Origin of the sequence: Pantoea sp. Acro-807 (assembly GCF_011752675.1) — a bacterium.
Lineage (GTDB): Bacteria > Pseudomonadota > Gammaproteobacteria > Enterobacterales > Enterobacteriaceae > Pantoea > Pantoea eucrina.
In genome coordinates, this window is the sequence record NZ_VWXE01000001.1 from 768472 (window position 1) to 792434 (window position 23963).

26 protein-coding genes are annotated in these 23963 nt (G+C 57.2%); 12 read left to right on the top strand and 14 right to left on the bottom strand.

Translation table 11 applies throughout. The features are described from left to right. Positions 1 to 73 precede the first annotated feature (73 nt). Complete coding sequence (gene punC / locus F3J39_RS03720) at positions 74 to 1267, bottom strand: purine nucleoside transporter PunC (protein ID WP_145339102.1); 1194 nt, start codon at positions 1265 to 1267, stop codon at positions 74 to 76. A gap of 108 nt (positions 1268 to 1375) precedes the next feature. On the opposite strand from punC, the gene punR reads away from it, so the two are divergent. Beyond that, a complete protein-coding gene (gene punR, locus F3J39_RS03725; RefSeq protein WP_094111259.1) occupies positions 1376 to 2287 on the top strand; it encodes a DNA-binding transcriptional activator PunR in 912 nt (303 codons plus the stop codon). Here the strand turns inward: punR and purR are convergent. Both purR and F3J39_RS03735 read right to left on the bottom strand, forming a co-directional pair. Further along, complete coding sequence (gene purR, locus F3J39_RS03730; protein ID WP_039384130.1) at positions 2284 to 3309, bottom strand: HTH-type transcriptional repressor PurR; 1026 nt, start codon at positions 3307 to 3309, stop codon at positions 2284 to 2286. The two genes, punR and purR, sit on opposite strands and share 4 nt — an antisense overlap. Positions 3310 to 3606: 297 nt before the next feature. After that, entirely contained in the window at positions 3607 to 4395 is a 789-nt protein-coding gene (locus F3J39_RS03735; RefSeq protein ID WP_039384133.1) for a C40 family peptidase, read from the bottom strand. A 352-nt stretch (positions 4396 to 4747) separates the two neighbouring features. On the opposite strand from F3J39_RS03735, the gene F3J39_RS03740 reads away from it, so the two are divergent. Then, positions 4748 to 5080: a Grx4 family monothiol glutaredoxin gene (locus F3J39_RS03740; protein WP_021506217.1), complete on the top strand. Its 333-nt coding sequence runs from the start codon at positions 4748 to 4750 to the stop codon at positions 5078 to 5080. Between the two features lie 38 nt (positions 5081 to 5118). Here F3J39_RS03740 and rnt read toward each other — a convergent pair whose 3' ends face one another. From rnt to eptA, 5 genes are all read right to left on the bottom strand, one after another. Next, entirely contained in the window at positions 5119 to 5802 is a 684-nt protein-coding gene (rnt, locus tag F3J39_RS03745) for a ribonuclease T (RefSeq protein WP_039384135.1), read from the bottom strand. 108 nt (positions 5803 to 5910) lie between these two features. Continuing rightward, positions 5911 to 6318, bottom strand: a complete 408-nt coding sequence (gene gloA / locus F3J39_RS03750; protein WP_039384137.1) for a lactoylglutathione lyase — start codon at positions 6316 to 6318, stop codon at positions 5911 to 5913. 96 nt (positions 6319 to 6414) lie between these two features. After that, positions 6415 to 7512, bottom strand: a complete 1098-nt coding sequence (locus F3J39_RS03755) for an alkene reductase (protein WP_039384139.1) — start codon at positions 7510 to 7512, stop codon at positions 6415 to 6417. 41 nt (positions 7513 to 7553) lie between these two features. Continuing rightward, entirely contained in the window at positions 7554 to 8156 is a 603-nt protein-coding gene (locus tag F3J39_RS03760; protein ID WP_039384141.1) for a TetR/AcrR family transcriptional regulator, read from the bottom strand. A gap of 39 nt (positions 8157 to 8195) precedes the next feature. Beyond that, positions 8196 to 9833, bottom strand: a complete 1638-nt coding sequence (gene eptA, locus F3J39_RS03765; protein WP_104084802.1) for a phosphoethanolamine transferase EptA — start codon at positions 9831 to 9833, stop codon at positions 8196 to 8198. Positions 9834 to 10017: 184 nt separating this feature from the next. On the opposite strand from eptA, the gene F3J39_RS03770 reads away from it, so the two are divergent. The 4 genes from F3J39_RS03770 (at position 10018) to F3J39_RS03785 (ending at position 12441) form a co-directional block, all read left to right on the top strand. Beyond that, the gene (locus F3J39_RS03770; RefSeq protein WP_162287178.1) at positions 10018 to 10287 is read left to right on the top strand and encodes a DUF1289 domain-containing protein; all 270 of its coding nucleotides are present in this window, start codon (positions 10018 to 10020) and stop codon (positions 10285 to 10287) included. A gap of 64 nt (positions 10288 to 10351) precedes the next feature. Continuing rightward, positions 10352 to 11248: an aldo/keto reductase family oxidoreductase gene (locus tag F3J39_RS03775; RefSeq protein ID WP_039384145.1), complete on the top strand. Its 897-nt coding sequence runs from the start codon at positions 10352 to 10354 to the stop codon at positions 11246 to 11248. Between the two features lie 81 nt (positions 11249 to 11329). Beyond that, positions 11330 to 11848: a superoxide dismutase family protein gene (gene sodC / locus F3J39_RS03780; protein WP_094111264.1), complete on the top strand. Its 519-nt coding sequence runs from the start codon at positions 11330 to 11332 to the stop codon at positions 11846 to 11848. A gap of 125 nt (positions 11849 to 11973) precedes the next feature. Continuing rightward, a complete protein-coding gene (locus F3J39_RS03785) occupies positions 11974 to 12441 on the top strand; it encodes a hypothetical protein (protein WP_039384148.1) in 468 nt (155 codons plus the stop codon). Here F3J39_RS03785 and F3J39_RS03790 read toward each other — a convergent pair whose 3' ends face one another. The 3 genes from F3J39_RS03790 to F3J39_RS03800 are packed head-to-tail and all read right to left on the bottom strand — an operon-like array spanning position 12442 to position 15547. Next, positions 12442 to 14439: an FUSC family protein gene (locus tag F3J39_RS03790; protein ID WP_071668776.1), complete on the bottom strand. Its 1998-nt coding sequence runs from the start codon at positions 14437 to 14439 to the stop codon at positions 12442 to 12444. A 7-nt stretch (positions 14440 to 14446) separates the two neighbouring features. Next, entirely contained in the window at positions 14447 to 15304 is an 858-nt protein-coding gene (locus tag F3J39_RS03795; RefSeq protein WP_039384152.1) for an HlyD family secretion protein, read from the bottom strand. Positions 15305 to 15310: 6 nt separating this feature from the next. After that, the gene (locus F3J39_RS03800; RefSeq protein WP_039384154.1) at positions 15311 to 15547 is read right to left on the bottom strand and encodes a DUF1656 domain-containing protein; all 237 of its coding nucleotides are present in this window, start codon (positions 15545 to 15547) and stop codon (positions 15311 to 15313) included. 151 nt (positions 15548 to 15698) lie between these two features. On the opposite strand from F3J39_RS03800, the gene slyA reads away from it, so the two are divergent. After that, a complete protein-coding gene (gene slyA / locus F3J39_RS03805) occupies positions 15699 to 16136 on the top strand; it encodes a transcriptional regulator SlyA (protein ID WP_039384157.1) in 438 nt (145 codons plus the stop codon). A gap of 39 nt (positions 16137 to 16175) precedes the next feature. Here slyA and slyB read toward each other — a convergent pair whose 3' ends face one another. Beyond that, positions 16176 to 16643, bottom strand: a complete 468-nt coding sequence (gene slyB, locus F3J39_RS03810) for an outer membrane lipoprotein SlyB (RefSeq protein WP_039384159.1) — start codon at positions 16641 to 16643, stop codon at positions 16176 to 16178. A 277-nt stretch (positions 16644 to 16920) separates the two neighbouring features. Here slyB and anmK point away from each other — a divergent pair, with 277 nt between their 5' ends. From anmK to pdxY, 5 genes are all read left to right on the top strand, one after another. Next, positions 16921 to 18042 carry an anhydro-N-acetylmuramic acid kinase gene (anmK, locus tag F3J39_RS03815; RefSeq protein WP_145339334.1) on the top strand — a complete coding sequence of 374 codons (1122 nt, stop codon included), beginning with the start codon at positions 16921 to 16923 and terminating at the stop codon, positions 18040 to 18042. Between the two features lie 9 nt (positions 18043 to 18051). Next, entirely contained in the window at positions 18052 to 18381 is a 330-nt protein-coding gene (locus tag F3J39_RS03820) for an MliC family protein (RefSeq protein WP_039384161.1), read from the top strand. Positions 18382 to 18400: 19 nt separating this feature from the next. Beyond that, a complete protein-coding gene (gene pdxH / locus F3J39_RS03825; protein ID WP_071668777.1) occupies positions 18401 to 19057 on the top strand; it encodes a pyridoxamine 5'-phosphate oxidase in 657 nt (218 codons plus the stop codon). Positions 19058 to 19195: 138 nt separating this feature from the next. After that, a complete protein-coding gene (tyrS, locus tag F3J39_RS03830; protein WP_039384166.1) occupies positions 19196 to 20470 on the top strand; it encodes a tyrosine--tRNA ligase in 1275 nt (424 codons plus the stop codon). A 54-nt stretch (positions 20471 to 20524) separates the two neighbouring features. After that, complete coding sequence (gene pdxY, locus F3J39_RS03835; protein WP_039384169.1) at positions 20525 to 21385, top strand: pyridoxal kinase PdxY; 861 nt, start codon at positions 20525 to 20527, stop codon at positions 21383 to 21385. A 41-nt stretch (positions 21386 to 21426) separates the two neighbouring features. On the opposite strand, the gene gstA is transcribed toward pdxY, so the two are convergent. Both gstA and dtpA read right to left on the bottom strand, forming a co-directional pair. Continuing rightward, entirely contained in the window at positions 21427 to 22032 is a 606-nt protein-coding gene (gstA, locus tag F3J39_RS03840; RefSeq protein ID WP_039384173.1) for a glutathione transferase GstA, read from the bottom strand. A 168-nt stretch (positions 22033 to 22200) separates the two neighbouring features. Further along, the gene (gene dtpA / locus F3J39_RS03845; RefSeq protein ID WP_039384176.1) at positions 22201 to 23706 is read right to left on the bottom strand and encodes a dipeptide/tripeptide permease DtpA; all 1506 of its coding nucleotides are present in this window, start codon (positions 23704 to 23706) and stop codon (positions 22201 to 22203) included. Between the last annotated feature and the right edge of the window lie 257 nt (positions 23707 to 23963).

Genomic DNA, 23963 nt, shown 5'->3' on the forward strand with positions numbered 1-23963 from the left:
ATGTCAGAAGAGATAGCGACCCGCGGCGCGAATGCGGGCGGATCGCTCTCTGGCAAAATAGCACCAGACCGGCTTATGCGTTGTCTTCGCAGGGATGGGCGATATCGGCTGATTTAGCTGTTGCGCGCTGCCAGACGAAGCCCATCCAGGCGAGCACCACCGTACTTACCATTACCAGCGTAGTGTGATAAAGCGCCTGCTGCAAACCAGCCGAGACAATCAGGCTGGCAAGGAAGCATAAGCCAAGCTGCAGCAGATTCTGTAAACCTGCAGCTTTACCGCTGGCGTGCGGGAACGGCGCCAGCGCGCTGGCAACCACAATCGGATAGATAGCGCCGTTTGCCAGCGCCATACCGCAGAAAGGCAGCAGCAGGCCAAAAAGCGACGGCGCGGGAAGCAGCGCAACGGCAAAGAGGCTCATAATGCTCAGACTGTAAATCAGCAGCAGCCAGGGCAGCAGCTGCGCGCCCTGAAAGCGATTAAGCAGCGCACGACAGCCAAAACCGCCAATAAGGAAGGCAATCGTCTGCGGCACATAGCTGAGCCCGATATCGGCCGGGGTTAAGCCCGCGGCCGCCAGAATAAAGGGTGAACCCGTCAGCCAGGCAAAGAAGCTGGCAGAGCAGGCGGAGTAAATCAGCACGTTGCCGCTGTAGGCGCGGGTAGCGAGCAGCGTCAGCCAGCCCGGCTGATCGCCGCGCGCCGCCTGAGAGATACGCGGCGAGCGAAGTCTGAGGGTACCTGCCAGCAGCACCAGGGTAATCAGCGTCAGCACCAGGAAAATAGTGCGCCAGTGAAAATGACTCATCAGCCAGGCACCCAGCAGCGGAGCCAGAGCAGGAGAGAGCGCCACCAGCGGCATGATAGTGGCAAACACTTTATTGGCCTGCGCTTTAGGGTAGCGATCGATAACCAGCGCCTGCCAGCTCACGGCGGCGGCACAGACGCCCACAGCCTGAATAAAGCGCAGCGCCAGCATCAGCCAGACGTTGTCGGCCCATAGCATGACCAGACAGCTCAGGGCAAAGATTGAGAGGCCCGCCAGTAAAACCGGTTTGCGGCCAATGCGGTCAGAGAGAAGTCCCCAGCCCACCTGCGCACAGGCAAAGCCCGCCAGAAACAGGCTCAGGCTGGCGCTGATAACACCCGGAGCGGTGGCAAAATCACGCTGCATGTCGCTGAATGCGGGCAGATACATATCCGTGGCGAGAAAGCCGAGCATGCTCAGCAGCGCCAGATAGGGCAGAAATCCTTTAGATGACATCACTATTTTTCTCATTCGGCAGGGAAACGCGAAGGAGTGTAAAAGGGTGCAGTCAGCTTTGTGAAACGCTAATATTTGCAGAGTGCTGTTAAATTTTTTGAAGGCAAAAATATGTGGTCTGAATATGCACTTGAGGTGGCGGATGCCGTCGCCCGCACCGGCAGTTTCAGCGCGGCAGCGCAGGAGCTGCACCGCGTGCCTTCTGCTATCAGCTATACCATCAGGCAGCTGGAGAGCTGGCTTGCTGTGGAGCTGTTTGAACGCCAGCATCGGGAGGTGGTCCTGACGCCGGCCGGCGAGCATTTTGTGCGAGAAGGCCGCTCTGTTATCAAAAAAATGCTGGCAACGCGACGCCAGTGTCAGCAGCTGGCCAACGGCTGGCGCGGCCAGCTCACTATTGCCGTTGACTGTATCGTCAAGCCGCAGCGCACGCGCCAGCTGGTGAAAGATTTCTATCGCCACTTTCCCGATATGGAGCTGATCATCAGCTATGAAGTGTTTAACGGCGTATGGGATGCGCTGGCCGATGGCCGGGTTGATGTAGCCATCGGCGCCACGCAGGCGATCCCGGTTGGCGGACGCTTTGCTTTTCAGGATATGGGCGCCCTTAACTGGCGCTGCGTGGTCAGTCCGGATCATCCACTGGCGCAGAGCGCGCATCCTGACGAAGAGGCGCTGCGCGCCTGGCCGTCGCTGGTGCTGGAAGATACGTCGCGCGCGCTGCCGCGCCGTATGACCTGGACGCTGGATAATCAGCGCCGGCTGGTGGTGCCGGAGTGGGAAACCGGAATCGACTGCCTGCAGGCTGGCCTGTGCGTGGGGATGATCCCGGGACATCTGGCGCGGCCGCTACTGGATAGCGGCGCGCTGGTGGAGCTGATATTACCGCAGCCCTTTCCGGAGAGTCCCTGCTGCGTCAGCTGGGCCGAGCAGCGGGCGTCGCCGGCGCTGACCTGGCTGCTGGAATACCTGGGTGATGCTGAGACGCTAAACCATGAGTGGCTCAGCGAGCGCCGCGCTTAGCGGCGATAGTCGCGAAACGGACCATCCCCGACGGAGCGACGCTCAATCAGACTGGGCTGAACTTCAATTGTTTGCGGCTCTTCACGTTTACTGGTAATGCGGTCCAGCAGCATCTCCAGCGCTTTCTCACCCAGCTGAGCTTTGGGCTGATGCACCGTCGTCAGCGCCGGCGTAAAGTAGCGGGCGTTGCGCACATTATCATAGCCGATCACCGAAATATCCTGCGGTACGCGCAGGCCCATCTCATCAGCAGCGCAGATGGCGCCCATTGCCATAATATCGCCGCCGCAGAACACAGCGGTAGGCCGCTGCTTCTGGCTCAGGATCTGCTGCATCGCCTGATAACCCGACTCCGGCTCAAAATCGCCCTGTACGATCCACTCCGCACGCACCGCGATCCCCGCTTCCTGCATCGCCTGCAGGAAGCCGGCGTGCCGTCCGCCGCCGGTATTGCGCTCCAGCTGGCCCGGAATAGCGCCAATATCGCGATGACCCCGCTCGATCAGGTAACGGCCGGCCAGATAGCCGCCCTGAAAGGCGTTATCCTGCACGGTATCGGTAAAATCACCGCGGGAAGCGCCCCAGTCCATGACCACCATCGGAATATTGCGATTCTCTTCCAGCATCTGAAGCAGATCGTCCGGATACTCAGAGCACATCACCAGCAGGCCATCTACCCGCTTTTGCGCCATCATCGACAGATAGGCGCGCTGTTTTTGCAGGTCATTGTGCGCATTGCCCAGAATCAGCGTATAGCCCTGAGCGAAGCAGTGGTTTTCAATCGCTTCAATGATTTCAGCAAAGTAGGGGGCTTCGCTGGATGTCGCCAGCAGACCCAATGTTTTCGTGTGATTAACCTTCAGGCTGCGCGCCACGGCGCTGGGAGAGTAGTGCAGCGCTTTAATCGCCTCCCACACGGCATTACGCGTCTCTTCAGCGACAAAGCGCGTTTTATTGATGACGTGCGAAACCGTGGTCGTTGATACGCCAGCGCGTTTTGCCACATCTTTAATTGTTGCCATGAAAATGGACCTCTTAAACCTATCGCAACTTTATGATAAGTATAGTGTTAAACGTTTGCGTCTGCGCAGGGTTTTCTGCCCGGTTTCAGCATAAAAATGGCTGATTTAAGGCGAGTAATTAACCGTAACAGATAATGACAGCAGCGTGCGCAAAAGGTGTTGCGCAACGAAAGGCGGCGATTCTAGCAAGGTGAGGGGCATAAAACGAGATTTTTACCTGAGGTCAGGCGAAAATATTTAGATTACGGCAGCCGGTATGTGTTCAGGCCAAAACGCGCGCGGCGTGTTGCGCAACCGCTAACGAATGGTTTTAGGTGTCATCATGCGGCGTGCGCCAACATAGTGCTTCTGCCAGTAATCTTCACCCAGCGCGCTGATCTGAATATCCTTGCCGGTACGCGGCGACTGAATAAATTTGCCGTTACCCAGATAAACGCCAACATGATCGGCTGTACCGCGATTATTGATGCGGAAAAACACCAGATCCCCTTTCTCCAGCATTTCGCGCTTGATGGGAGCGGCATCGCGCAGATGATACATTTCGTTGGCCGTGCGCGGCAGTTTGAAACGGACCAGATCTTTGTAGGCGTACCAGACCAGGCCACTGCAATCGAATCCGGTAAGCGGAGAGGTGCCACCCCACTGATAAGGTTTGCCCAGCTGGCCCATAAGTTTAGTCATGGCGGTTTCACGCGCCTTCTGGTAGCGCAGACGGTGGGATTTGCTGAGCCTGATACCGGTCAGCGCATCGGTACTCTCTTCCGCGGCCGCTATTTTCCGGCTGGTACGCTGATGACCATATTTTTTGCTGGCGGAGAGGGCGGGCGCTTTTTTACGGGCGGTACGGGAGGTCGCAGGCGGTTCTGCGTGCAGGCTTTTTTTCGATTTAACTTTTTGTACGGGCGTGACGCGTGTTTTTTTAGCCGAGGTTTTAACCGGACGTCGTTTGCGGCGCTCATCGTCGCGCGCACTCTTTTTCTCCGCTTTCTGCAGGCTGGCGTTAACCGGCTTGTGCGGTGAAGCAGCGGCCACGTTAAAAAACAGCTGAGCAAAAGCCAGTATGAAAAGCGTAATCAGTAAACGCATAGTCCGGTTACAGGTTCGGCAGGCTGCAGAAGCAGACCGCGGCAATATTAGAAAATTCTGATCAGCGATCAGCGCCGGATTGATTCTAATCCACTTTTTTTACAAAAGGTAAGGTCTTTTTTATTAAATCCATCAACACAAGGGCTGTGCAGCAAAAATGAGCGGTTTCAGGCGGTTAACGCAGCATATTTATTGCTAATCGTGTATTAATACACACTTCGTCATACGCCCGTGGCGGCAAACTTAACAAACATGGCGATTCATGCCGCAGCGAGGCAAATTCCCGATTTCAGTCGCGGGATGAAGTCGCTACAATAAACAAACACGAAGTGAAGAATTAAGGAAGGCAAAAATGAGTACTGTTGAAAAAATTCAGCGCCAGATCGCAGAAAACCCGATCCTGCTGTATATGAAAGGATCGCCAAAACTGCCAAGCTGCGGCTTCTCAGCTCAGGCTGTTCAGGCGCTCTCTGCCTGTGGCGAACGCTTCGCGTATGTTGATATCCTGCAGAATCCTGATATCCGTGCTGAACTGCCAAAATACGCTAACTGGCCAACCTTCCCGCAGCTGTGGGTGGATGGGGAGCTGGTCGGCGGCTGCGACATCATCGTTGAGATGTTCCAGCGCGGTGAACTTCAGCCGCTGATCAAAGAAACCGCTGAGAAACACAAAGAAGCGGAATAAATTAAAAGGCCGGCGCTGTGCCGGCCTTTTTCATTCTCTTACTCTGCCGCGCTTTCGCCTGACGCTTCGCTCTCTGCCTCAGCGTCATTTAGCGCCAGCGGCCAGCCACCTAAACGTTTCCAGCGGTTTACCAGCTCGCAAAACAGCATTGCCGTCTGCTCTGTATCATAAAGCGCCGAGTGCGCCTGCGTGCTGTCAAAATCGATACCTGCCGCCTTGCACGCTTTTGCCAGCACCGTCTGTCCCAGCACCAGCCCGCTCAGCGCCGCCGTATCAAAGGTGGCAAACGGATGAAAGGGGTTGCGTTTCAGGCTGGCGCGCTCAGCCGCCGCCGTAACGAAGCTGTGATCAAAGTTGGCATTATGCGCCACAATAATCGCCCGGTTGCAGCCGCTCTCTTTAAGCCCTTTGCGCACCTGTTTAAAGATGGCGTGCAGCGCTTCATATTCGCTCACTGCGCCGCGCAGCGGGTTCGCAGGATCGATACCGGTAAACGCCAGCGCTTCAGGATGAAGAAGGGCACCTGCAAAGGGTTCAATGTGAAAATGCTGGGTTTCGTCACGCTGCAGCCAGCCATCCTCATCCATTTTCAGGGTCGTGGCGGCAATCTCCAGCAGCGCATCAGTCTGCGCATTAAAACCGGCGGTTTCGACATCGATAACTACCGGATAAAAGCCGCGAAAGCGTTGGTTAAGGGCGTTCTGGGCGTTCGATTCAGACATCAGGATCTCATAGCAGTGAAAAGGGCAGCGCGCATTATGGCAAAAAAGGCGGGAGGGTGCAGCAGATGAGAAAAACCAGCCCGCAAATTTGCGGGCTGGCGTCAGGCATCAGTTACCAAGGCCATTACCGGCATGCTTGTTTTCAATCAGCTCAATTTTATAGCCATCGGGATCTTCAACAAACGCAATAATCGTGCTGCCACCTTTAACCGGGCCCGCCTCACGGGTTACGTTGCCGCCCGCGCTACGGATGCGCTCGCAGGTTGCGGCGACATCGTCTACGCCCAGCGCGATGTGACCATAGGCGTTCCCAAGGTCATATTTTTCCGTACCCCAGTTATAGGTCAGCTCAATGACCGCACCTTCGCTCTCTTCGGTGTAGCCAACAAATGCCAGAGTATATTTATATTCTGCATTTTCACTCTGACGCAGCACGCGCATACCCAGTACGCGGGTATAGAAGTCAATTGAGCGTTGCAGATCGCCAACGCGTAACATGGTGTGAAGTAAACGCATAACATCCTCTTTTTTAACATGGTCAGATTTTGACGCAGAAACAGTACAAGTATAGCGGGTGACGGGGCTGCCGCATCGTTATGCGGCAGCTGCCGGTTACAGCGTCGGGTAGTCGATGTAACCTTCCGCACCGCCGCCGTAGAAACTCTCCGGGCGCTGCGGGTTAAGCGGAGCATCCTGCTGCAGGCGGGCAACCAGGTCCGGGTTGGCAATAAAGTCGCGGCCAAACGCCACGGCATCAATCAGGCCGCGCGCGATCAAATCATCCGCTTTTTCCACGCTGTAGGCGCCGGCACCGATGATCACACCGGGGAAAGCCGTGCGGACTTTTTCGCGGAACGCATCAGTGTAAGGTTTGCCACCCGCCCAGTCTGGCTCAGAAAGGTGCAGATAGGCCAGGCCGCGTTTGCCCAGTTCACTGATATACCAGAGCGCAGCTTCCTCTTCGTCCGGGCCATTTTCCAGGTTCTGGAACGCCCCGACAGGTGAAACGCGGATCCCGACGCGATCGGCAGACCAGTTGGCGATCGCTGCATCCACAACTTCCAGCGCAAAGCGGCCGCGCTTTTCAATCGAGCCGCCATACTCGTCGTCGCGCTTGTTTGAGTCAGGCGACAGGAACTGGTGCATCAGATAGCCGTGCGCTGAGTGCAGCTCAAGCAGGTCAAAGCCAGCCTCGCGGGCATTGGCTGCAGCCTGGCCGAAATCCTGCACAATCTGTTTAATTTCATCGACGGTCAGTTCGCGCGGCACGGAGGTCTCTTCGCGATACACGCTGCCGTCAGCGGCGCGCAGCGAGGTACGGGTACCGGCTGGCAGGGCAGAAGGCGCAACCGGTGCATTGCCTTCTGGCTGCACGCTGTAATGTGAAATGCGGCCGGTATGCCACAGCTGGACCGCAACGTGGCCCTGAGCAGCGTGAATGCCTTCGTTGATCATCTTCCATGCATCAATCTGCTGCTGCGTATGCAGGCCTGGTGCGCCCGCATAGCCTTTAGCCTGAAAAGAGACCTGCGTCGCTTCAGTAATAATCAGGCCCGCTCCGGCACGCTGCTGGTAGTACTCAGCCATCATCGGCGTGGGAACATCACCCGGCTCAATGCTGCGCAGCCGCGTCAGCGGTGCCATGAATACGCGGTTAGGAACGGTAACTGCACCCACTTTCAGCGGGGAAAATAGCTGTTTGCTCGCCATAGTAATTCCTCTATTAGACCGGTCGTCTATAAACATCTGTTTTAAAAATGCGGGCCGTTAAGCCACTGTTCGATAGTGCTGAGTGCCAGATTAATCGGATCTGGTTCGCGGGAAATTTTGCTCTGCAGACTGGCGCCCAGCCAGAGCAGATAGCAACGCTGCGCAAGCTGCACCGGAGTCTGATTAAATAGCAGCGGCTGTTCAGCCGCTGCCTCGGTCAGGCAGTGTGCGTAAGCGGCAATAATGGCGCTGGCGCCGCGCTGCAGCGCATCGCGCATCGGCTCTGAGAGATCGCATACCTCAGCCGACAGCTTGACGCCCAGGCAGCCCATAATAAGCCCCTGCTCAGCAAACAGCTGCCGGCCTGAACGAAAATGCGCCAGCAGCCGCTGACGTGCAGGCAGGGATGGCAGCGTCAGCTGCTGATTGATCTGCTGCAGATAATTGACGAAATAGCGCTCCAGCAGCGCAACGCCAAACGCCTCTTTAGAGCGGAAATAGTAATAGAAGGACCCTTTCGGCACGGCCGCCAGCGTGAGTACTTCGTTAAGTCCCATTCCGGTAAATCCGCGCTGCAGACAAACCTGCTCGCCGGTAGCGAGCAGGTGTTCACGGGTTTCATTACGTTGCACACTTTTATTCATGAGCAAAAGCCTAGTAGACCAGTCGGTCTAATGCAAGCGTCAGCTTTTCTGCTGGCACGATTTGATCATATCCAGCTGCGGCTGATAAACCTGCGTCCGGATGTCAAACAGGCCCAGCAGCGTATGAAACAGGTTATCCTGGGAGACCGGTTGCGTTGCGGCCTGCCGCCGCAGACAGCTTTCATCCAGATGAAACGCGCTGGCATAGCCGGGTGAGAACCACATCAGCAGCGGAATATGCGTCTGCTGTGACGGGGCGAGCATCCAGGGCGCGCCGTGCAGGTACATACCGTGTTCGCCCAGCGACTCACCATGATCCGAAAGATAAACCAGCGCCACGTTAAAGCGGTCGCTCAGCGCTTTTAGCTTGTCGATAGTCTGGCTAAGCATGCTGTCGGTATAAAGCAGGGTATTGTCATAGGTGTTGACCAGCGCCTGCGGATCGCAATCCTGAATCTGATTACTGTCACAGGTGGGTGTAAAACGACGGAACGCAGCCGGATAGCGCAGATAGTAGGCCGGGCCGTGGCTTCCCATCTGATGCAGCACGATCACGCTGTCGTTATGTAAACTGTCAACGTAGTTATCGAAGCGGTGCAGCAGCACGTCATCGAGGCAGAATCCGCTATGGCAGTATTGCGGTAACGACCACTGCGTCATGTCAGTATGCGGCACGCGGTCGCAGGCGCCTTTACAGCCACCATCATTCTCGCGCCACAATACGCTGACTCCGGCGTGCGCCAGCACATCCAGTACGCCCTCCTGGTGATGTGCCAGGTCAGCATCGTAATGCTCGCGCGGCATCACCGAGAACATGCAGGGTACAGAAACCGCCGTCTCGGTGCCGCAGGAGGTCGCATGCGGATAGTAAATCACCTGCTGCTTCTGCAGCTCCGGATTGGTCTGGCGCGCATAGCCGCCCAGCGAAAAGTTCTCCGCGCGTGCCGTTTCTCCCACAACCAGCACCACCAGGGTTTTTTTAGCTGCCTGCGCGATCAGCGGGCCTTTGCGGGCATCCTGCCCGATTTTAATCAGCGCCTGGCTGCCCTGCAGATAGCGCTTATCGACATAATGGCCAGCACCGCTAATCACATTGGCTGGCGTGATCATTTTTACCAGCCCTTTGTTGTTACGGATCAGCGACGCATAATCTTTGTAGAACAGGGCAGCCATCAGCAGGATCACCAGCAGCGCCCCCAGCGCTCCCGCCAGCCGCTGCAGGATGCTCCACCACCAGCGCTGACTGCGCCTGACGCGCACGAAGGCGATAAGCAGCACCGGCAGCAACCCCATCAGCAGCATCCAGACCAGCCAGCGCGGGCTTACCAGCGCACCCGCCTCCTGTACGCTGGATTCAAAGACGTTGGCCACCATATTGGTGTCGATTACCGTCCCAAAGCTGAACATAAAGTAGCTGGCTGCTGCACTGATCAGTACCAGTACGATCAGCAGTGGCTTGCGAACCCATGGCCAGGCAAACAGGCAAAACAGAAGATAAAATGCGGCCGTCAGCACGACCGGCATGCTGGCAGCAAAAAGGTAGTCGTGCAGACGGGTATAGGTGATGATTTTCCACGCCTGTTGCAGAAACAGCGCGTTCAGAATCAGCGCGAACAGCAGGGCAGCCAGCAGATTAAACCGGTTTTCGTGACACTGTAACTTAATGGCAGGTTTCATTGAGGTTCATTATCAAGTCAGAATGGACGCACAGTAGAGAAGAAATCTGAGGATAACCTTAAACGCACTTCAGATGACGTTATTGTTAAAGTTAAATAACACTTATTGATTAGATCAGAGAGCCGGGCAGGTACGCTTTCTTTTAGCACCGCAGCTTGCAGTTCACGCGGAAACTGTTATCACTATGTTATCCAGTAGCGAATCAGAGGCAGATGTGGCTGAACAACTCGAGTTTTTCCCGGTACCCAGCCCCTGTCGCGGCATCTGTCAGACCGATGCGCGCGGCTATTGTCGCGGCTGCCTGCGAAGTCGTGAAGAGCGTTTTAACTGGATGCGCTTCAGCGATGCGCAGAAGCGTGAAGTGCTAAGGCTGTGCCGGCAGCGCTATCTGCGCCTGCAGCGTCAGCAAAAACCGGATGCGGATCAGGATCCGCAGCAGCCCTCGCTGTTTTAAACGCCGCTTCTGTCCTCATTTCGTTATACTCCCTTTTTTAACATTCAATGCAGGGAGTTTTGTTATGTTACAACCACAGGCTATCTCCCCTCAGGGGCCGGCGTTCTCTCCTCTGGTGGTCGGCTACTGGCGGTTAATGGAGTGGGGGATGACACCACAGCAGCTGGTCTCATTCATTGAGTATCATCTCTCCCTCGGGCTGACCACGGTCGATCATGCGGATATCTACGGTGACTATCAGTGCGAGGCGGCGTTTGGCGCTGCGCTGCGCCTGGCGCCACAGCTGCGCGAACAGCTGCAGATTGTGACTAAGTGCGGCATCGCAACGCGGGCCAAACCTGAGCATCAGATCGGACACTACATCACCGATGCCAGCCACATTCTTCGCAGTGCGGAAAACTCGCTCACGCATTTTGCGACTGACTACCTCGACCTGCTGCTGATCCATCGTCCCGATCCGCTAATGGATGCCGATGAAGTGGCCGAAGCGTTTATGCAGCTGCACCAGAGCGGTAAAGTGCGTCATTTTGGCGTCTCAAATTTTACCCCGGCGCAGTTTTCGCTGCTGCAGTCGCGCCTGCCGTTTACGCTGGTGACCAACCAGCTGGAGATCTCGCCGCTGGAGCAGACCGCGCTGCTGGATGGCACGCTCGATCAGTGTCAGCAGGCGCGGATGCGTCCTATGGCGTGGTCCTGCCTCGGCGGCGGCCGTCTGTTCAGCGATCCACACTACCAGCCGCTGCGCGACGAGCTGAGCCAGGTTCAGCGGGAGATCGGTGCGGCCACGATTGAGCAGGTGGTCTATGCCTGGATTATGATGCTGCCATCCCGGCCACTGCCGATCATCGGCTCCGGTAAAACCGGCCGCATCGGTCAGGCGGCAGAGGCGGCTGCGCTGACGCTTAATCGCCAGCAGTGGTTCCGTATCCGTAAAGCCGCGCTCGGCTACGATGTGCCCTGAAGCGTAAAGCTTCGTCAAACTGCAGCAGCGCGGGCAAAAAGCGTCCAGACTTATCGGGTCTATCAACCGTAAGGAGACGTTATGAAAAGAACGCTTATTGCTCTTATTACGCTGGCCTGTTCGGCCGGTGCCAGCGCTGCTTCTCAGGAGGTCACGCTGCATCAGGTTTCCGCCCAGGGCGTCGGCGAGGCCGTGGGTAAAGTGACCATTACGGAAACGGACTACGGTTTGCAATTTACCCCGGCGTTATCCGGTATGAAACCGGGCATCCATGGTTTCCATGTGCATGCTAAAGGCAGCTGTGAACCTGGCGAGTCGCAGGGGAAAACCGTGGCAGCCGGCGCTGCAGGTGGCCATCTTGATCCGCAGAACAGCGGCAAACATCTCGGTCCTTATGCCGACGGGCACCTCGGCGATCTGCCGGCCCTCTATGTTACAGATGACGGCAAAGCCAGCTATCCGGTGGTTGCGCCGCGTCTGAAATCGCTCAGTGATATTAAAGGTAAGGCGCTGATGGTTCACGTGGGCGGTGATAACCATGCCGATCATCCTGAACCGCTGGGAGGCGGAGGGGCGCGTCTTGCCTGTGGCGTAATCTGATCAACCGCGGGTAGCGCAGCAAGGGCTGCCCGCTGCAATAAAATTCTGACACCGTTTAATGCTACTCAGGACGATTATTCCGCTCTATCATAGCGATACAGTCAGGGAACCACTCAGGGGCAGGAATGAAAAGCTTAGGGATAGTGCTGCTGGCACTGTTACTTGCAGGGTGCGATCGGCCCAGGGATACGCAGCTGCGTCTCGACGCCAGCCGTCAGCTGCAGCGCAATATAGATACCAGTCCGCTGCGCGCCAGCTGCGAGCATATCGCCCGCGGCCGGGAGTGGCTGACGCCGCACAGCGTGCAGCAGCTGGAAAAGCACCATTGCCAGAACGTGCTGCGTAGCGCCAGCGAAACCAATTTCCTCAATACGGCGATCTATACGCAGACTATCCCGGTGGTCTGCGGCTCAATTCAGGGGCGCAGCTTTACCGGAACCACGCTGACCCGCCGCTTTATCTACTCTTATGATGAAAAAGCGCTGGTGATCAGGCCGGAGAGCGAACAGGATAAAAGCCGGTTTGAAGATCGTAAAACGCTGGCGCAGCTGCAAACCGATTTTCAGAATCAGTGGGCAAAATATTGCCGGTAATTACTCCGGCAGCGCCTGCTGCAGCTGAGCCAGCGCACAGCGAAGCTGCCATAACATGCCTGCCAGCGTATTCGCTTCACCGCTGACCTCTGAACCGGGCCGGGATATCTGTTTATCAAGCGCCTGCAGCGTCTGCTCCAGGGCGCGATGCTGCACGCCGCGCCGGCTCATGATCGGGTGCAGATCCTGAATACTCTGGTCGCGCAGCTGCGCCAGCGCGCTATCCGCAGGCTGCCACTGGCGCAGCTGCCAGACAATATGCGAGCAGTTCAGCAGAACAACGCCCCAGCGCAGCAGCCAGAGACGGGCCTGCGCATCGCGGCTCTGCGTCAGCTGGCCGATATGGTGATAGATATGTGATTCAAAACGATATTCGCTCAGGCGTGGTCGTCTGCGCAGCTGGTCGAGAAAAGCGTAACGAATAGCGTGGATATAACGGCGGCTGCGGCGCATATCAGAACCCGGCCGCAGCAGCTGAAAGGCCATCCACGCCAGCAACACGCCGCACACCTTTGCCAGGTTGTCATTAATAAAACGCTGAAAATCCCACTCAGGCGGATTGGTGACGGCGATAAACGATCCCATGAACACAATGAATTGCCCCCACAGCGCCGCCCGTTTTTTCTGCTGTAACCTGAAGAGCTGCAGCGTCAGCAGTAGCGGAAAAAGCACGGCTAAAAACCCGCCCAGCGCATTGATCTGCACCATCAATCCATACTGAAACAGAAAACTGAACAGCGACAGCCAGAGCAGAGTACGCAGCAGCAGCAGAACGCTGCCGCCGGGCGAAGGGGCTGAGGCGTAAAGTACGCTGGCGATAGCCGTCAGCGTCAGCGCTGCGGCACCCGATTCCCAGCGGGTAACAATCCAGAAAGCACAGCCCAGCATAATAACGGTAAACGTGCGCAGGGCGCTCCAGGCCGCCTCAACGCTGTCAGCTTCACGCGACAGTGCCGGAACGCGCGGTGGCTGAAAACGGACGCCGGTTTCGGGGTGCTGCAGCAGACGGATCCAGCGCTGCACGTCCAGCCAGAGGCGGCAGAAGGTATGCAGACGCGTGACAAAAGCGCGCTGACGAAAATCACCGCTGTCAGGCGGCGTCACGCGGCTCAGGATGCGCGCGATGCAATATTTATCGCACTGCGGCCGGGTAAGCTGCTCCAGCACCTGCGCTAACGCCTCCTGCACGTCGTCCGGTGCATCGGGCCAGTTGAGCAGCATACGGCGCAGGCCTGAGAGCATGCTGGTCAGCCGCAGCTGCTGGTGGAGCACATAGTTCAGCACGCTATTCTGCCGGCGGTAGCGGTAATGGCTCCAGAATGCCTGAATGCGCAGCAGATTCATGGTCAGAATTTCACTGATAACCTGCTCATGAGCAAGATGGGCTGTTTCGCCGCGCTCCTGCAGCAGCAAACGTGCGTGCTGCAGCAGACGCTGATGCATCTGCTGCAGCGAGCGCATCAGATGGCTGCCATCTGAGGTAGCGGGCAGCAGCATCAGCATTATGCCCGCACAGAGAATACCGGTGATGACTTCACAGACGCGCGCCTGGGTAATCGTCCAGAGCTCAGCCGTGTCGCTGACGTTAACGCTGCTGAACGCGATGATAGCGGCGGTGTAGCCAGCGAGGGAAAAAGCGTAAGCGACATTGTTTTGATAATGGCTGGCGATCCAGGTGCAGAGCGCCAGCCAGCTGGCCATAAAAAAAGCAAACAGCCATGGCTCATTTAGCGTGTGACCGGCAATCAGCAGCGCGGCGAGCGCGCCGGTAAGGCTGCCGGCGATCCGCCCCAGGCTTTTACTGATTGCACCCCCCAGTCCGGGAAAGCTCACGACCGCCGCCGACGTCATCGCCCAGTAGGGCTCATCCAGCTGCAGCAGATACGCCATAGTCAGGGCCAGGCACATCGCCAGGCTAATGCGCAGGGCGCTCCGCCATTCACCGCGTGTGGCTCTGATCCAGGGCAGGTTATGCCACGCCAGCCAGTGCAGTTTCATGCTCGCCTCAGTGCGCAACAGAGATGGTACAGGTGGTGCCCGCAACCAGCCGGACATTAGCGGGCAGCTGCGTCAGCCGGATACGTACCGGTACCCGCTGCGCCAGCCGCACCCAGGGAACATTGGGTTTGATATCCGGCACCAGGCCGCTGTCGGTCGCTACGCTCTGGTCGTAGATAGCGCTGCCGATGCTTTCTACTTCTCCCTGCAGCCGGGTGCCATCGCTATAGAGCGCAATTCGCGCTGCGGCACCAGGCTGGATATGGCGCAGTTTAGTCTCTTCAAAATAGCCCACGACATACCATGAATGACTGTCAACCAGTGCAAACAGCGGTGTTCCCGCCGTCGCATAGTTGCCAGGACGCAGCGTCAGATTGGTTATCCAGCCATCGGTGGGAGCCGTCAGTGTGGTCTGCTGCAGATTCCAGCGCGCCTGATCCAGCGTCGCCTGCGCCGCTTTCTCCGTAGCGGCAGCCGCTTCAGCGGTTAGCTGAGCGATATCCCGATCTTCTGCTGAAATAACATTACGCGGCAGTTCTGCCCGCCGCCGCGCTTCATGCTGCGCTTTTGCCAGATCGCTCTGTGCTTTCGCCAGCTGTGCTTCAGCGCTCGCTACCGCGATTTGCCACGGTTTTGCATCAAGCTCAAGCAGCACGTCGCCTTTGTGTACGCGCTGATTGTCCCGCACTCGCAGCTGAGTAATGCGGCCGGAGATCTCAGGCGTCACATCAACCAGTTCAGCGCGCACTTTGCCGTCGCGTGTCCAGGGCGCCTGCATGTAGGTATTCCACATCCACCAAGCGGCCAGCAGCGCCAGCGCAAAAACAATCAGGGTCGAGAAATATTTCAGGGGATTAAAGGTCATGGTCGGTTATCCATATTGCACCAGCCACAGCGCGGCTGACACGCAAAGCACAAACAGTGAGAGATCCAGCAGCGTGGGGTGCCAGATATCACCGGCATAGAGCCGGTCGCGCAGCAGAGGATGGATCAGCAGCCAGAAAAAAAAGCCGAGCAGCACGGCCTTAAACAGCGGCGGAAACAGCAGTGAGGCACCAAAGACCAGATCGGTCAGGGGCGCTGCTGCAGGAAAATCAGGGGTGGGCATGTGTCATCATCCTTTGTTGACTCAGGCAATGTCATGATAAGCGTAGCGATATCCACTACGTCTGGCCTGCTATTTGTATTTTGTCCTGTAAACTCGCAAAATAGTGTAAAATCTGGCTTGATAGCTAGCAAGCTAATTATAAGGAGATGAAATGGATACGCCACTTGGAACCGACCTGTCGCGCCTGGTGCGCATCTGGCGCGCGTTAATCGATCAGCGCCTGAAGCCGCTGGAGCTGACACAAACGCACTGGGTGACTTTGCATAATATTCATCAACTTCCGCCAGAACAGTCGCAGATCCAGCTGGCTAAAGCGATCGGTATTGAGCAGCCTTCGCTGGTGCGCACGCTGGATCAGCTGGAAGAGAAGGGACTGATCACCCGCTCCACCTGCGCAAACGATCGGCGGGCGAAACGCATCAGGCTGACCAAAGAAGCCGCACCGATTATCGGGCAGGTAGAGCACGTTATTGATGCAACCCGCGACGATATCCTGGCTGGCATCAGCGCCGAAGAGATCAATCAGATGGTCACGCTGATTGCGCGGCTTGAGAAAAATATTCTCGAATTACAGCATCGCGAAAAATAAAAAACCGACGCCAGGCGTCGGTTTTTTTGCGCGTCAGAGTTAGCGCGGAGAGACTGTGACCTGGCTGCCGTTAGAGGCCAGTACCACGCGCTGGCCTGGTGAGTAGCGGCTCGCATCCTGCTTCTGCACGACCATGATGGTATTACCATCGTCTTTGCGGATTTCCAGCTCAACGCCGTTAGATTTGTTAACGGCACCCTGTACGCCCTGGCCCGCAACGCCGCCCAGTACCGCACCGCCCGCCGTCGCCAGGCTGCGACCTGCACCACCACCGATGGTGTTACCCAGGAAACCACCCAGCACCGCACCGCCAATTGCACCAATGACATTGCTGTCATCGCCACCCTGAATCTTAACCGGGCGCACTGACACCAGCGTGCCGTATGACACATTTTGGACCTGCTTGGCTTCACTGGCGCTGTAAACATCGCCTGAGAGGGTGTCATTGCTGACACAGCCTGCCAGCGTTACACCAGCGAGGGCCACGGCTATGAAACGCTTAATCATCAGAAAGCTCCTTTATAAAAAACGCCATGTTCTCATCCTGCTCTGCACAGAGTATAAGACAGAAAGCGACGCATGGATGCCATGCCGCACAATCAGTACCAGAGTCGCAGCATAGAGTATGCCTCATCAACAAAAATTCAATCCGCCGGTAAAAATATTTCTGCTCTGCTGCACTGCGCATGGCAGAGTGAAAAGCAGAAAGTTATCATCATATTAGAAAGGCGGCATCAGCAGAGTGCCGGCGCCGGCGCCCGCCGGATAACGAGGAGCTATCGTGATAAAGTCAGGACGCTATATAGGAGTGATGTCAGGCACCAGTCTGGATGGCGTGGACGTGGTGCTGGCGGCGATCGACCGTCACATGGTGGCGCAGCAGGCGAGCTACTGTCACCCGTTTCCGCCCGCACTGCGGCAGCGGGTACTGGCTATATGCCAGGGACAGCCGCTGACGCTGTCGCAGCTCGGGCAGCTGGACACCGAGCTGGGTAAGCTGTTTGCTGAAGCGGTGGTCACCCTGATGCGTCAGCAGGCGCTGGAAGCCGATGACATTGTGGCCATCGGCTGCCACGGTCAGACCGTCTGGCATGAACCCGGCAGCTTCGCCCCTAATACGCTGCAGATTGGCGATAATAACCAGATTGCCGCCGCCACCGGCGTGACCGTAGTCGGCGATTTTCGCCGGCGCGATATGGCGCTGGGCGGGCAGGGTGCGCCGCTGGTGCCTGCGTTTCATCAGGCGCTGCTCATGGACAGCAGTGAACGCCGCATGGTGCTGAATATTGGCGGCATCGCTAACCTGTCGCTGCTGATCCCGGGGCAGCCGGTGCGGGGCTTTGATACCGGACCCGGCAATATGCTGATTGATGCCTGGATCTGGCGTCATCAGGGGGTAAGCTACGATCATAACGGGACCTGGGCCGCCAGCGGGCAGGTGGTACCCGCGCTGCTGGAGCAGATGCTGAACGATCCCTGGTTTGCGCTGCCGCCGCCGAAAAGCACCGGGCGTGAGTACTTTAATCCTGACTGGATAGAGCGTCAGCTACAGGCTTTTCCTGCGCTGGCACCGGAGGATGTGCAGGCTACGCTAAGCGAACTGACGGCGCTGACAATTGCACAGCAGATCCAGCTCAGTAACGGCTGTGACCGTCTGCTGGTGTGCGGCGGAGGTGGCCGCAATCCGCTGCTCATGGGGCGGCTCGCGGCGCATCTTCCCGGCACCGAGGTGACCACTACCGATGCCGCGGGCGTCAGCGGCGATGATATGGAAGCGCTGGCCTTTGCCTGGCTGGCGTTCCGGACCCTCTCTGGCCTGCCAGGCAATCTGCCTGCGGTCACCGGGGCGCGTGAAATGAGCGTGCTGGGTGCTATCTATCCGGCAAATAGCCGGCCGACACGATAAGGAGAAGTAATGAAGAGATATATGCTGGCAGCGGGCTGCCTGGCACTGAGCGGCTGCGGTATGCTGCAGAAGCCGGCCCCGCAGCCCGAAACGCTGCACTACCAGTGCGGCACGCTGCCGCTGACGGTCACGCTGGATAACAGCAAAGAAGAGGTCAGCTTTATTCTTGATGGCAAGCCGCTGACGCTGAAACAGACCGTCTCCGCGTCGGGCGCGCGCTACAGTGACGACCACTACGTTTTCTGGTCGAAAGGCAACAGCGCTTTTGTTGAGCGCAATGACAGAATCATTATCAACGACTGCGAACTGCAGGACGCGGCGAACACCAACCGGTCTTAATACGATTAAGAGAGACGCTATGAGCGACAGCGACAGCCTGCAACAGATTGCCCATCTGCGCCGGGAATATACCCGCGGCGGCTTGCGGCGCAAAGATTTGCCGGACGATCCTCTGGTCCTGTTTGAACAGTGGCTGCAGCAGGCGTGTGCCGCGCAGCTGCCCGATCCCACCGCCATGACGGTGGCGACGGTAGACAGCAGCGGTCAGCCTTATCAGCGCATTGTGCTGCTCAAGCACTACGATGCTGCAGGCTTTGTCTTTTATACCAACCTTGGCAGCCGTAAAGCGCTGCAGCTGGCAGAAAACCCGCGCATCTCGCTGCATCTCCCGTGGCACTTTCTGGAGCGTCAGGTGATGGTGCTGGGCGAGGCGGAGAAGCTCTCGCCGCTGGAGGTCATAAAATATTTTCATAGCCGCCCCCGCGACAGCCAGATTGGTGCCTGGGTTTCTAAACAGTCGAGCCGTATCTCTGCGCGCAGCGTACTGGAGAGCAAGTTTCTGGAACTTACGCAGAAATTTCAGCAGGGCGACGTCCCGCTGCCCTCGTTCTGGGGCGGATACCGCGTGCGGTTTTCTGCCATTGAGTTCTGGCAGGGCGGCGAACACCGGCTGCACGATCGTTTTCTCTATCAGCGCAGTGAGAATGGCTGGACGATTGACCGGTTAGCACCGTAAAACCCGCTTTTCCCCGTTTCAGCGCTGGCGCCGTGAGCGTCAGCGCTTTATGCTATAGCCCTCTTTTTTTTCGTCTCCGCATCGTAGCGGAAAGCTGTGTACCAGCCCAGGTGCAGCCCGATCAATTTGGAGTCAGTGATGACCAGCAGTAACCTGATACAACAATTGCAGGAACGTGGCCTTGTGGCCCAGGTAACGGATGAAGAAGCGTTAGCAGAGCGACTGGCGCAAGGGCCAATTGCCCTCTATTGCGGCTTTGACCCTACCGCCGACAGCTTGCATTTGGGCCATCTGGTGCCGCTGCTCTGCCTGAAGCGTTTTCAGGATGCCGGCCACAAGCCGGTTGCGCTGGTGGGTGGAGCCACCGGTCTGATTGGCGATCCCAGCTTTAAAGCCGCGGAACGTAAACTCAATACCAGTGAAACCGTAGGCGAGTGGGTAGAGAAGATCCGCAACCAGGTTGCCCCGTTCCTTAGCTTTGACTGCGGCGATAACAGCGCTATCGCGGCTAACAACTACGACTGGTTTGGTGGCATGAACGTGCTGACTTTCCTGCGCGATATCGGCAAGCACTTCTCTGTTAATCAGATGATCAACCGGGAAGCGGTTAAACAGCGTCTGAATCGTGAGGATCAGGGGATCTCCTACACGGAGTTCTCTTACAACCTGCTGCAGGGCTACGATTTTGCCGAGCTTTACAAGCGTTATGGCGTGGTGCTGCAGATTGGCGGCTCCGATCAGTGGGGAAATATCACCTCCGGTATCGACCTGACCCGTCGTCTGCATCAGCAGCAGGCCTTTGGCCTGACCGTGCCGCTTATTACAAAATCAGATGGCACCAAGTTCGGTAAAACAGAAGGCGGCGCGGTCTGGCTGGATGCGAAAAAAACCAGTCCTTACAAGTTTTACCAGTTCTGGATCAACACCGCTGACGCAGATGTCTACCGCTTCCTGAAGTTCTTTACCTTTATGAGCCTGGATGAGATTAACGCGCTCGAAGAAGAGGACAAAAACAGCGGCAAAGCGCCACGCGCCCAGTACGTGCTGGCCGAGCAGGTTACGCGCCTGGTGCACGGTGATGCAGGACTGGCTGCGGCCAGAAGGATCACCGAGAGCCTGTTCTCAGGCAGCCTGAGCGACATGACCGAAGCAGACTTTGAGCAGCTGGCACAGGACGGCATGCCGGTTATCACGCTCAGCGCGGAAGACGATCTGCAGCAGGCGCTGGTTGCCGCAGAGCTGGTGCCGTCGCGCGGCCAGGCCCGGACGATGATCGGCTCTAATGCGGTCTCTGTGAACGGAGAAAAACAGGCGGATGCCGAGTATCGTTTCAGCGACAGCGACAAGCTGTTTGGCCGCTTTACGCTGCTGCGTCGCGGCAAAAAACACTACTGCCTGATAAACTGGCAGTAAGGTGTCAGGGCCGGTTTCCGGCCCTTTTTCATGGCAAGGCAGTACAGGGTTATAATGAAAAATATTCTCGCAATTCAGTCTCACGTGGTGTTTGGCCACGCCGGTAATAGCGCGGCAGAGTTCCCGATGCGCCGCATGGGCGCAAACGTTTGGCCGCTCAATACCGTTCAGTTTTCTAATCACACGCAGTATGGTCACTGGACCGGTACGGTGATGCCGGCCAGCCATCTGACCGATATCGTCAAAGGTATCGCCGCCATCGATCGCCTTAAAACCTGTGATGCCGTACTCAGCGGTTACCTGGGTTCAGCCGAACAGGGCGAGCAGATTCTGGCGATTGTGCGTGAAGTCAAAGCCGCCAACCCGGACGCCTGGTTTTTCTGCGATCCGGTGATGGGGCATCCTGAGAAAGGCTGTATTGTGGCACCGGGCGTAGCGGAGTTTCACTGCAAACAGGCGCTGCCCGCCAGCGATCTGATTGCACCTAACCTGCTTGAACTGGAGATGCTGAGCGGACAGACGGTGGCTGACGTTGAGCAGGCGGTGGATGCGGCGCGTCTGCTGATTGCGCAGGGACCGAAAGTGGTGCTGGTTAAACATCTGGCCCGTGCCGGCCGGCGCAGCGACCGCTTTGAGATGCTGCTGGTTACCGCTGATGAGTGCTGGCATATCAGCCGTCCGCTGGTGGACTTTGGCGTGCGTCAGCCGGTAGGCGTAGGCGATCTGACCAGCGGTCTGCTGCTGGTGGATCTGCTGCACGGCAAATCGCTGCAGCAGGCGCTGGAGCATGTTACTGCAGCGGTATATGAAGTGATGCTGAAAACCCATGAAATGGGAGAGTATGAGCTGCAGCTGGTCGCGGCACAGGACGCTATCGCGCAGCCGCAGCAGCATTTCGCGGCAGAAAAACTCTGACTGCACGGCAGGCCGGTTTCAGCGCCGGCCTGTCGCACTGTTTACGCCAGCCCCTCTGCCTGCAGCGCCGCCTGAACCGCCGGACGCTCACCCACGCGGGCAAACCACGCGTCCAGCGCCGGCATCTCATCCAGCTGCAGCTTCACCGCTTTCGCCCAGCGCGTCACCACATACAGATAGATATCGGCTACGGTATAGCGCGTGCCCAGCAGCCACTGCTTGTCTTCCAGCGCCGCATTGACCAGCTGAAACTTCTTCTCCAGCTGGGCACGCAGCTGCGGTTTGTACGCGTCTGGCGTATCGGGGCGGAACAGCGGCGAAAACCCTTTATGCAGCTCGCTGCTGATAAAGCTCAGCCACTCCAGCGTATGGTAGCGCGTCAGGCTGCCGGTCGGAGCCAGCAGATGGTAATCAGGTTTGAGATCCGCCAGATACTGCACAATCGCCACGCCTTCAGTCAGTATCGTCCCGTCATCAAACTGCAGCGCCGGAACCTGACCTTTAGGGTTAATCTGCCAGTAATCCTCACCCTGTTCCGTCAGTTTCTTCTGCAGATCAACATTAACCTGCGTAAAGTCGAGGCCGCATTCGCGGGCGACGATATGGGGGGAGAGGGAACAGGCGCCGGGCTTGCAATAGAGTTTCATTGTTGCATCTCCTCAACAAATGATATGAGTGACGTGACAAACATGGCACGCCGGATAGCGGACTCTGAGTAAACTACAAGGGAAAAAGAGAGATGGGAAGGGACTTATCAGCTGAAAAACGGCTCCGGTGCGCAGTAACAGGCGTGCGCAGCGCGGAGCCGGATGCGGTTATTCGCTGGCGCCGGCGCGCTTCAGCGCACCCTCAGCGGTATCCTGCGTCATGCGGTTGAGCAGCGGGGCGGTAACCAGCATCAGCAGGGCAATCACACCGGTGGCAATACCAATCTGCTGGAATACCTGGCTGTAGACCGCCAGGGAAGTGTGCGGATCGGTGACATCCTGCGGCACCGCCATCAGGTTGGCCACCTTACCGGCGATCATCGCTGCGCCTGCGGTAGTCAGGAACCATGAGCCCATGATAAAGCCCATCAGACGCTGTGGCACCAGCTGCGCGACCATGGCCAGACCCAGGCCGGAGATCATCAGCTCACCGATACTCTGCAGGGCATAGCTCAGGATCAGCCAGTTAACGGAGACAATACCTGCCTGATTTGCAAAGCCGGCGCCGAGCGGCAGCACCAGAAACGCGCCGGAGCAGAGCACCATGCCAATGGCAAATTTGTGCGGCATCGGCAGCTTATCGCCCAGCTTGTTATAGACTGCGGCCAGCAGCGGGCTGGCGACCATGATCCAGAACGGATTCAGCGCCTGGAACTGCTCCGGCTCAAACGCGATGCCGAAAATGGCGTGTTCAACGTTGCGGATCGCAAAGAAGTTGAGCGAAGTCGGCATCTGCATATAGAGCACAAAGAAGACAATCGCTTCCACCATCAGCAGAAACGCCACAATCATTTTACGGCGCGCGGCACCCTGCAGCGTGAACGCTTCTTTGGCAAAGATCAGAACAATGCCCAGTGCAACAACGCCGAGCGTTATGCGCGCAATGCTTTGATGATGCAGCAGCCAGGTGGCGAGTGCGATCAGCACCGCAACGCCCACGATGGTCAGCAGCAGTTTACCCACCTGCAGCGGAGCAAAATCGGGCTTTGACCCATACTCTTTCACCAGCCGCTTAAAGAACAGGAAGTTAAGCAGCGTGATCACCAGCCCCACGACGGAGAGAGAGAAAGCGGCACCCCAGCCATATTTTGCTGCCAGCCACGGCGTCAGCATCATTGAGAACAGCGAGCCAATGTTGATCGACATATAGAACATGGTAAATGCGCCGTCGATGCGCGGATCGTCTTTGGCGTAGCAGGTGGAGAGCAGCGAAGAGGGGTTCGCTTTGAACAGGCCGCTGCCCACAGCAATGGTCGCCATGCCGACATAAACCAGAGTGGTATCATGCCCGGAAAATGCGATCAGCGCATAGCCGAGTGCCAGCACCATGACGCCCAGCACAATGACGCGCTTGGTGCCGAGTACTTTGTCACCCAGCCAGCCGCCGATAGCCACCAGACCGTAAACCAGGGCGCTAAAGGAGGTAAACAGCGTAATGGAGTCCGCTTCAGACATCCCCAGCTGTTTGACCAGATAGACGGCCATAATGGCCTGTAAGCCGTAGTAGCCGAAACGCTCCCACAGCTCGATAGAGAAGATCAGATAAAATGCTTTAGGTTGCCGGAAGGCGTTGAGGCTTACTGCCTCGTCAGTGTGTTTGTTTGCAGTTGACACGTATACCTCAGTTTATACATCGCCTGTTTTGTAACAGGAATTAAGTCTGCGTCGGTCTGGGTCATCCCGCGCAACATTGTTATTAGAAAGGAAAAACGGCGCCTAATTTGGCTGAATCGGGGCCACAGGGCAAGCATTTTTTACACGCTGGCGTAGCGAATGCCGGCAGGGCAATCTCTGCGGCTAAGCGCAATGATTTAGTGTTTAATAGGGTGTAAAACGATTGTAACAGAATAAACGCGCAGCGCATAAGTTTG

Bases quoted from the DNA above. Each gene is read 5' to 3' on its own strand.
- punR (WP_094111259.1), top strand. From the start codon at position 1,376: ATGTGGTCTGAATATGCACTTGAGGTGGCGGATGCCGTCGCCCGCACC.
- purR (WP_039384130.1), bottom strand. From the start codon at position 3,309: ATGGCAACAATTAAAGATGTGGCAAAACGCGCTGGCGTATCAACGACC.
- F3J39_RS03735 (WP_039384133.1), bottom strand. From the start codon at position 4,395: ATGCGTTTACTGATTACGCTTTTCATACTGGCTTTTGCTCAGCTGTTT.
- F3J39_RS03740 (WP_021506217.1), top strand. From the start codon at position 4,748: ATGAGTACTGTTGAAAAAATTCAGCGCCAGATCGCAGAAAACCCGATC.
- rnt (WP_039384135.1), bottom strand. From the start codon at position 5,802: ATGTCTGAATCGAACGCCCAGAACGCCCTTAACCAACGCTTTCGCGGC.
- gloA (WP_039384137.1), bottom strand. From the start codon at position 6,318: ATGCGTTTACTTCACACCATGTTACGCGTTGGCGATCTGCAACGCTCA.
- F3J39_RS03755 (WP_039384139.1), bottom strand. From the start codon at position 7,512: ATGGCGAGCAAACAGCTATTTTCCCCGCTGAAAGTGGGTGCAGTTACC.
- F3J39_RS03760 (WP_039384141.1), bottom strand. From the start codon at position 8,156: ATGAATAAAAGTGTGCAACGTAATGAAACCCGTGAACACCTGCTCGCT.
- eptA (WP_104084802.1), bottom strand. From the start codon at position 9,833: ATGAAACCTGCCATTAAGTTACAGTGTCACGAAAACCGGTTTAATCTG.
- F3J39_RS03770 (WP_162287178.1), top strand. From the start codon at position 10,018: ATGTTATCCAGTAGCGAATCAGAGGCAGATGTGGCTGAACAACTCGAG.
- F3J39_RS03775 (WP_039384145.1), top strand. From the start codon at position 10,352: ATGTTACAACCACAGGCTATCTCCCCTCAGGGGCCGGCGTTCTCTCCT.
- sodC (WP_094111264.1), top strand. From the start codon at position 11,330: ATGAAAAGAACGCTTATTGCTCTTATTACGCTGGCCTGTTCGGCCGGT.
- F3J39_RS03785 (WP_039384148.1), top strand. From the start codon at position 11,974: ATGAAAAGCTTAGGGATAGTGCTGCTGGCACTGTTACTTGCAGGGTGC.
- F3J39_RS03790 (WP_071668776.1), bottom strand. From the start codon at position 14,439: ATGAAACTGCACTGGCTGGCGTGGCATAACCTGCCCTGGATCAGAGCC.
- F3J39_RS03795 (WP_039384152.1), bottom strand. From the start codon at position 15,304: ATGACCTTTAATCCCCTGAAATATTTCTCGACCCTGATTGTTTTTGCG.
- F3J39_RS03800 (WP_039384154.1), bottom strand. From the start codon at position 15,547: ATGCCCACCCCTGATTTTCCTGCAGCAGCGCCCCTGACCGATCTGGTC.
- slyA (WP_039384157.1), top strand. From the start codon at position 15,699: ATGGATACGCCACTTGGAACCGACCTGTCGCGCCTGGTGCGCATCTGG.
- slyB (WP_039384159.1), bottom strand. From the start codon at position 16,643: ATGATTAAGCGTTTCATAGCCGTGGCCCTCGCTGGTGTAACGCTGGCA.
- F3J39_RS03820 (WP_039384161.1), top strand. From the start codon at position 18,052: ATGAAGAGATATATGCTGGCAGCGGGCTGCCTGGCACTGAGCGGCTGC.
- pdxH (WP_071668777.1), top strand. From the start codon at position 18,401: ATGAGCGACAGCGACAGCCTGCAACAGATTGCCCATCTGCGCCGGGAA.
- tyrS (WP_039384166.1), top strand. From the start codon at position 19,196: ATGACCAGCAGTAACCTGATACAACAATTGCAGGAACGTGGCCTTGTG.
- pdxY (WP_039384169.1), top strand. From the start codon at position 20,525: ATGAAAAATATTCTCGCAATTCAGTCTCACGTGGTGTTTGGCCACGCC.
- gstA (WP_039384173.1), bottom strand. From the start codon at position 22,032: ATGAAACTCTATTGCAAGCCCGGCGCCTGTTCCCTCTCCCCCCATATC.